The organism is Flavobacterium sp., from assembly GCF_024710485.1.
Lineage (GTDB): Bacteria > Bacteroidota > Bacteroidia > Flavobacteriales > Flavobacteriaceae > Flavobacterium.
The window spans coordinates 148,608-157,183 of the sequence record NZ_JANJUQ010000038.1; the positions used below are offsets into that span (position 1 = coordinate 148,608).

The 8,576-nt window shown below is 39.8% G+C and carries 5 protein-coding genes; 3 read left to right on the forward strand and 2 right to left on the reverse strand.

Features of this window, described 5'->3' with window-relative positions:
- The first annotated feature begins 33 nt into the window (after positions 1–33).
- Positions 34–2,136 carry a T9SS type B sorting domain-containing protein gene (locus tag Q0M21_RS10655; RefSeq protein WP_295337965.1) on the forward strand — a complete coding sequence of 701 codons (2,103 nt, stop codon included), beginning with the start codon at positions 34–36 and terminating at the stop codon, positions 2,134–2,136.
- On the opposite strand, the gene folK is transcribed toward Q0M21_RS10655, so the two are convergent.
- Positions 2,137–3,270 (reverse strand): 2-amino-4-hydroxy-6-hydroxymethyldihydropteridine diphosphokinase, encoded by a 1,134-nt coding sequence (gene folK / locus Q0M21_RS10660; RefSeq protein ID WP_295337967.1) that lies wholly within the window; start codon positions 3,268–3,270, stop codon positions 2,137–2,139. It abuts the gene before it with no gap.
- A 178-nt stretch (positions 3,271–3,448) separates the two neighbouring features.
- On the opposite strand from folK, the gene Q0M21_RS10665 reads away from it, so the two are divergent.
- Positions 3,449–6,055 (forward strand): AsmA-like C-terminal region-containing protein, encoded by a 2,607-nt coding sequence (locus Q0M21_RS10665; RefSeq protein WP_295337969.1) that lies wholly within the window; start codon positions 3,449–3,451, stop codon positions 6,053–6,055.
- Positions 6,056–6,146: 91 nt separating this feature from the next.
- On the opposite strand, the gene Q0M21_RS10670 is transcribed toward Q0M21_RS10665, so the two are convergent.
- Positions 6,147–6,941, reverse strand: coding sequence for a DUF2797 domain-containing protein (locus tag Q0M21_RS10670; protein WP_295337971.1), 795 nt, complete (start codon positions 6,939–6,941; stop codon positions 6,147–6,149).
- A gap of 75 nt (positions 6,942–7,016) precedes the next feature.
- Between Q0M21_RS10670 and Q0M21_RS10675 the strand changes: the two genes are divergently transcribed.
- Positions 7,017–8,549 (forward strand): GH3 auxin-responsive promoter family protein, encoded by a 1,533-nt coding sequence (locus Q0M21_RS10675; RefSeq protein ID WP_295337973.1) that lies wholly within the window; start codon positions 7,017–7,019, stop codon positions 8,547–8,549.
- Positions 8,550–8,576: the final 27 nt, after the last annotated feature.

Consider the following 8,576-nt stretch of genomic DNA (forward strand, 5'->3'; position numbering starts at 1 on the left):
AATAAATTACAGCGTTTTCTTTACTTTTATAACATGAAAAATAGCATTTTACTGTTTTGGCTGATTCTACTCTTTGGCTCAAATCGCGGCCATAGTGCAGCTCAAATTATTGCTCTGCAACAACCTGTAAGCAATGTTGCGCCAACTTTAATAGCCACAGGTAATCAAACCTATTGCCCTGGAACATCTATGAAAATTGTGACTAGTATGACCATCACTGATCCGGACGACAGCGGTATTGATGCAATATACATTCAAATTTCATCAGGATACGCGCTTGGGGAAGACTTGTTAACGCTAACAGGAACGCATCCCAACATTAGTACTTCATGGAACGCTACAACTGGAACATTAACCCTTTCTGGGATTACTGTTCAACCCTCCCATACAGAACTGATAGCCGCAATTGAAGACATTGAATTTTCTTCCAGCGCAACCAATCCTACTGGAGTAAGAAATTTTTCCATCACGGTCGGACAAGCCAATTATCTTCCCTCGAACGGCCATTATTATCTATACATTCCTAATATCGGAATCACTTGGTCGGCAGCTAAAGTGGCCGCACAAAACAGCACTTATTACGGGCTACAAGGCTATTTGGCCACCATTACCTCTGCTGAAGAGGCTCAAATTGCCGGAGAACAAACTACCGGTGCCGGTTGGATTGGCGGCAGCGATGAACAAACCGAGAGTGTTTGGAAATGGATGACAGGCCCGGAAAACGGCACCACTTTCTGGAACGGAAACTTCAACGGCTCTACCCCTAATTATGCCTTTTGGAACAATGGGGAACCCAACAACGCCGGCGATGAAGATTACGCTCACATTACTGCTCCCGGTGTGGGAATTCCGGGTTCTTGGAACGATTTATCCAATACCGGTGAATCCGGAGGCGATTACCAACCCAAAGGATATATAGTAGAATATGGCGGAATGCCCGGCGATCCGATACTGAATATTTCAACCAGTACAACCATTACGATGGCGTCAATCACTTCATCAACTAATGGTTCGCGCTGTGGCTCAGGAACAGCAATACTGCAAGCGATTTCGAACACCGGAACCGTAAACTGGTATGACGCCCCAATCGGCGGTAATTTTTTAGGTAACGGAAACTCGTTTACCACACCAATCATCAGTGCGACCACAGTATTTTATGCTGCAGCTTTTTCAAATGGTTGTGTTACCAATTCGAGAGTAGCCGTCACTGCATCGGTAATTCCGAAACCTCAACTGACCTATACAACACCTTATACTATTTGCGAAGAAAGTCAGGAAATCATCCAAGTACAAACTACTTCGGGGATTTTGAATTGGTATGAAAGTCTAACAGATAATACGCCTTTTTTTTCGGGCACAAATTTTTCAACAAACAATCTCAGCCAAAACACAACCTTTTTTATCGAAGCCAATTTTAACGGCTGTTTGTCTGACAGAACAGCGATTGATATCCAAGTGTTTCCTGCACCGATTTTGGCTGATGAAACCATCGAATTGTGCGAAGGCGAAACCATACTTTTAGACGCCGGAAATCCAAATATGATCTATTTATGGTCTAATGGCGCTACTGGTCAGCATATCAACTCCGACGGTCAAACCAATTATTCGGTAACCGTTACCACGCCGGCACCCGGAAGTTGTGCTAAAACCAAAAACTTCACCCTAATTTATCATCCTGATCCGATAATTTCTACTGTAATAACCAATGATTTAGAGGTCACAATTCAAACGGTTCAAACCGGAAATTTTCAATATTCTTTAGACGGAATTCACTATCAAAACGCCAATACTTTTACTGTAACCGAAGGCGGATTGTACACGGCTTATGTTAAAGAGCCTAACCAATGCGGTGAAGACCAAAAACCTTTTGTAGTGATTTCCATTCCGGCATTTTTTACACCAAATAATGATGGAATAAACGACCGCTGGCACATTAAAGGAATGTCCTATTTCAACAATGCTGAAGTGAAGATTTTTGATCGTTTCGGAAAGTTGATTACAGTCTTAAACAGTTCCAATCCTTCATGGGACGGCACTTATAACGGACAGCTCTTACCTTCAACAGATTATTGGTTTGTGGCTAAACTTGAAGGATTAATGCCGGAAACCAGAGGGCATTTTTCAATGAAAAGATAACTATTGAATTTTATTTCGAATTTCTTCCAACACAAACACATAGTCTTCCTGATTGTTTAAGAAATCGCGATTGGTCACATCGATAATCAAGACATTGAGGTTTTTTTGTGATTTGATGTAATCCAAATAGCCATTGTTGATTTTTTCCAAATATTCCGCCGGAATTTCCTGCTCGTAACTTCTGCCTCGAGTTTTAATATTGGCCAAAAGACGTTCGGTGTTTTGATACAAGTAAATGTACAAATCGGGCTTCGGCATTTCTTTGTAAATGATGTCAAACATCGTTTTGTACAAACGGTATTCGTCTTCCGCCAAAGTGACTTTCGCAAAAATCAACGATTTGAAAATATGATAATCGGCTACAATAAAATCCTTAAACAAATCGAATTGCGCCAAATCGTCGGAAATTTGTTGGTAACGATCGGCCAAAAACGACATTTCCAGCGGAAAAGCATAGCGACTCTGATCTTCGTAAAACTTCGGCAAAAACGGATTATCGGCAAAGCGCTCCAATACAGTTTTTGCATTAAAATCTTCCGCTAATTTATTCGTCAAGGTAGTTTTTCCTGCGCCGATATTACCTTCGATGGCGATATAATTAAAATGATCTAACTTGATTTTGGCTATCGGGATTTCCAAATTTTGCACTACTTTACAATTGCTTTTGTCTTCGGACAACACCAATAATTCGTGCAGGTATTTTTGCAGAATCGGATGACGCCAATCCAAGTTTAAATCTCGCATCGGCAACAATACAAACAAACGATTTTGCATTTGCGGATGCGGCACTTGTAATTTTTCGGAAGCAATGATTTCTTCATCATAAGCAATCACATCAATGTCAATCATTCGGGCTTGGTAACCGGTAACATCTTCTCGGACTCTGCCCAAAGCTTCTTCCAACAATAGCACTTCTTCCAAAAGCTGATGGGCCGATTTGTGCGAATTCATCACCACGGCACAATTGTAAAACGGCTCACTTTCAAAACCCCAAGAAGGTGTTTCGTAAAGCTTGGAAACCTTAATAATAGTGCCTATTTCTCTGTGCAAAAAATCGATGCACCGTTCTATATTTTCGAGACGATTGCCTTGGTTGGTTCCTAAAGATAAAATGACTTGATGCTGCTTATTCATAGAAGCACAAATTAACTAAAACTATTTCAGACTATCGGCAAAAACTGCGTCACTGTTAATAACATTTTCTCAACAAGGCAAACGGTTCAAAATCATAAAACTTCTTTAAATGATAACCGCATTGTAAGTAAAAGGCATTATTTTTGTTTAGTCAACGCGTAATTAAATCTGTCACATTATGGTAAAGAAAGTCCTCAAAATTGTTGGTATCATCCTATTGCTTTTAGTGGTTTCCGCTTTTGCAATTCCGTATTTCTTTAAAGACCAAATTAAAGCCAAAATCGAAAAAGCCATCAATGAAAAAGTCGATGCTAAAGTCGCTTTTGACGATGCCGATTTGAGTTTGTTTAAAAACTTTCCGAACGCCAGCGTGACTATTGAAAAATTATCCATCGTGAACAAAGCACCGTTTGAAGGCGACACCTTAGTCGCTTTTGACGAATTGCATCTGAAAATGGCAATCGGACAATTGTTCAATAGTGAAAACGAACCGATGCAAATTGACGGCATCGATTCTAAAAACGGCTTAATCAACATCATCTTCAACAAAGACGGTGTTGGCAATTTCGACATCGCTTTGAAAGAAGATGAAAAGCAAACCGATGAGAGCAAAAGCAAACCTCTTTCGTTGAAAATCAAAGAATACTCGGTGGAAAATTTCCAATTCAGATACTACGACGAACGTTCAAAAATCAAAATGGTTTTGGACAGCATCAACCACGAAGGAACGGGCGATTTTGCGGCCTCTAAACTCGATTTGACCACCAAAACCACCACCAAAGTATCGCTGGACATGGACAAGGTAAATTATATGAAAAACGTTGCGATTTCATTGGATGCGATTTTGGGTATCGACTTAGACCAAAGCAAATATACCTTCAAGAAAAACGAAGCCAAAATCAACGAATTGCCTCTGAAATTTGACGGTTTTATCCAAATGGTTGATGACGGACAAGTCTATGATTTGACGTTTCAAACGCCGACTTCTTCCTTTAAAAACTTCTTGGGTTTGATTCCGGCTCAGTATTCGAGCAATTTGAAAGACGTAAAAACCAATGGCGATTTTACCGTAAAAGGTTTTGCTAAAGGAAAATTAACCGACACTACGGTGCCGAAATTCAACATCGATATTGCCTCGAACAACGCTTCGTTCCAATATCCGAATTTGCCGAAATCGGTGCAAAATATTGTCATCGACACCAAAATCATCAACGAAACCGGTTTGATGAACGATACTTATGTAAATTTAGACAAACTCTCGTTTCAAATCGACCAAGACGTATTCAATGCCAAAGCCAACATTAAAAATGTAGCCGAAAATGCTTTGGTGAATGCCGAACTCAAAGGCACGATTAATCTGGCCAATGTAACCAAAGCGTATCCTGTGAAATTAGACAAACCGTTAAGCGGCGTTTTAAAAGCCGATGTGAAAACGGAATTCGACATGCAATCGGTAGAGAAAAGCGATTATGCCCGTATCAAAAATGCCGGAACCATCGACTTAACCGGATTTAATTACACCGACGAGAACGGCAAAGCGATGAAAATCAGTCGCGCCTTGGTATCTTTTGATCCAAGTCGCGTAAACCTGAAACAGTTCAATGCCGTAACCGGAAAAACGGATTTGGCTTTAAATGGTGTCTTGGAAAACTTCTACGGCTTTGTATTCAAAAACCAAGAGCTGAAAGGCAACTTTAACTTACAATCGAATCAGTTAGCGGTCAACGATTTTATGACCACGGAAGCCGATACGAAAAAAGAAATCAAAGCGAGCGAACCGATGAAAATCCCGGCCTTCCTGAATTGCTCTTTAACCGCTAAAGCCAATACGGTTTTATATGACAATTTGGTGTTGAAAAATGTTTCGGGTAAAGTGATTATAAAAGACCAAAAAGCGACTTTGGAAAATGGAAAAACAGATATTTTCGGGGGTTCGATTGCCTTTAACGGCGATGTTTCGACCAAAGAAAAAACACCGAAATTCAACATGGATTTGGGATTGAACAGTGTCGACATCATGCAAACATTCACGCAATTAGAAATGATGAGAAAGATTGCGCCAATAGCAGGAGTCATCAACGGGAAACTGAACTCCAAAATCAAATTATCCGGAAACTTGAACGCCACCGAAATGACACCGGACTTGAACAGTTTATCAGGGGATTTGTTGGGACAATTGCTTTCGACTACCGTGAATTCAAGCAATTCAACTTTGCTGACCGCTTTGGATGACAAGTTGAATTTTGTGGATTTGAAAAAGCTCAACCTCAACGATTTGAAAGCGGCTGTAACTTTCAAAGACGGAAAAGTGAATGTAAAACCATTCGACATCAAATACCAAGACATCAAGGTAACGGTTGGCGGAACGCATGGTTTTGACCAAAACATGAACTACAATTTGAAATTGGATGTGCCGGCGAAATATTTAGGTACAGAAGCCAATAATTTATTGGCTAAATTGTCTCCGGCCGACGCTAAAAAAGTAGAAAATGTGCCAATTAATGCCAGTTTGGGTGGTAATTTTAAAAACCCTAAAATCACTACCGATGTGAAGCAAGCCACAACTAACTTAGTAACCAACTTGGTCAAACAACAAAAAGACAAATTGGTTTCGGGTGGAAAAGATGCGGTGAATTCGATTATTTCCAATGCTACCAAACCGAAAAATGACACCACCAAAACGGATGTAAAAACGGATGTAAAAAACAAGGCCAACGATTTGCTGAAAGGACTTTTAAACAAGAAGAAAAAAGAGGCACCGAAAACAGAGACGCCTACAAATTAGTCTATTTGTAATTCCGACGAAGGAGGAATCTCATTCTATATATTGTTATGAGATTCCTCCTTCGTCGGAATGACAGTTTATACAGCAACCTTTATATATTGATTTTCACCACATAACCTTCAAAAGTCCGAACATTAAAAACAGTTCCGTCTTCAAATAATAGGTATTGGCCTTTAACACCGGTAAGTTTTCCGGAAAAATTAGGTGACTTGTCTAAATTCAAGCTATTCACTTTGGTTGGATATTGTAAAACCGGATATTGCAATTCGCATAAATCTTCTTTAGTAGAAAAGAAATAGTCATGTACTTCATTTGGAATGAGGTTTTCCAATTTTAACCGTTCGGCTACCAAATCTACCGAAGGCACATCATTCTTGAGCATTTTTTGCCAATTGGTTTTATCGGCATAATGGTTTTTCAGGGCAACCTCGGTGATTCCGGCCAAATAACGATTCGGCACTTCTACAATCGGAATGGCTTGCACAGCACCTTGATCTATCCAACGCGTAGGCACTTGGGTTTTGCGGGTTACGCCAACTTTCACTTCGCTCGACAACGCCAAATACACGATATGCGGTTGCAATTGGACTCTTTTTTCGTATTCCAAATCGCGGTCTTCGATGTCTAAGTGCGCGGTACTTAATTCGGGTTTCATAATCCAATCGCCGGCTGCAGCAGAACTCATGAAGCAATCGTAGCAAAATCCCTGACGGAAAATCTTTTTCTTTTTACCGCAATTTAAACACTGGTAACCTTGAAAAGAAATTTCAAGCGATTTGTCTAATAACTGATTCAAGCTTAAAAAACTGTTCTCAAATACCAAATAGTATTGGATTGGGTTGGAGAATTCGGTTTGCATTTTGGTTAAAACCCCTTCGTATGTCATGGCTACTTTTAAAAATATTGCTATATTTGGTAAAGTTATAAATCCTAAATCGCAATTCCTAAATCCTAAATCAAAATGCCGTTTCCCATTATTAATTCTATCGCGTCCTGGGTTTTGAAGCAACGCATTCATCAGATTGAGTTGTTTTTAAAATACCCGAATGAAGTTCAGAATGAATTATTAATGAACTTAATACGAACTTGTGACGAAACCGTAATGGGAAAAAAATACGATTTCGACAGCATCAAATCGTATGAAACTTTTGCCGAACGCATCCCGGTTTCTTCTTATGAAGACCTAGAACCGATGATTGAAGAAACACGTAAAGGCTATCAAAATGTTTTTTGGAATACACCCATTAAGTGGTTCGCCAAATCGAGCGGCACAACGAATGCCAAAAGTAAATTTATCCCGGTAAGCAACGAAGCGCTAGAAGATTGTCATTACAAAGCCAGCAAGGATTTGTTGTGCATGTATTTGAACAACAACGAAAATTCGGAGATGTTTTTGGGCAAAAGTTTACGACTCGGCGGCAGTTCACAGATTTATGAAAACAACAACACTTACTTCGGCGATTTATCAGCTATTCTAATTGAAAACATGCCGATGTGGGCGGAGTTCAGCAGTACACCCAGTAACAAAGTATCATTGATGAGCGAATGGGAAAGCAAACTCACCGCTATCATCAACGAAACCAAAACCGAAAACGTGACCAGTTTTGCCGGAGTACCTTCGTGGATGTTGGTTTTACTGAACCGAATATTAACCGAAACCGGAAAAGAAAACCTATTTGATTTGTGGCCGAATTTGGAAGTTTATTTCCACGGCGGGGTGAGTTTTGAACCGTATCGCGAGCAATACAAAAAGATTTTACCGAAAGTCGATTTCAAATACTACGAGATTTACAATGCTTCTGAAGGCTTTTTTGCCATTCAGGATTTGAATTACTCCAATGATTTGTTGTTGATGTTGGATTACGGCATTTTCTATGAGTTTATTCCGATGGATACATTTGGGACGCCAAATCAAAAAATAGTGCGTTTGTCGGAAGTGGAATTGTTTAAAAATTACGCCATGGTCATTACCACCAACTCCGGCTTATGGCGTTATATGATAGGCGATACCGTGCGGTTTACATCTTTGAGTCCGTATCGCATTCGCGTTTCCGGCCGAACCAAACACCATATTAATGTTTTTGGTGAGGAATTGATGATTGAAAACACCGATACCGCCATTGCGAAAACTTGTTCGGCATTGAATTGTGAAGTCATTGATTATACCGTAGCGCCGATTTTTATGGACGGTAAAGAAAAAGGCGCCCACGAATGGATGATCGAATTCAAGAAGCGTCCGGAAAGCATAACTTTATTTCAAAAAACATTAGACGAAAATATCCAATCGGTCAATTCCGATTATGAGGCGAAACGCTACAACAACATGACGCTCAATGAACTCAAAATTAACGTAGCCCGAGAGCATTTATTTTACGATTGGCTCAAAGAAAACAACAAACTCGGCGGTCAACATAAAATACCGAGATTATCCAACCAAAGAGATTATTTGGAACAATTGAAAGCCATGCAAGAGGATATAAAATCTAAATTTTAAAACTTAAATTCCAAGAAAATTAAAAAT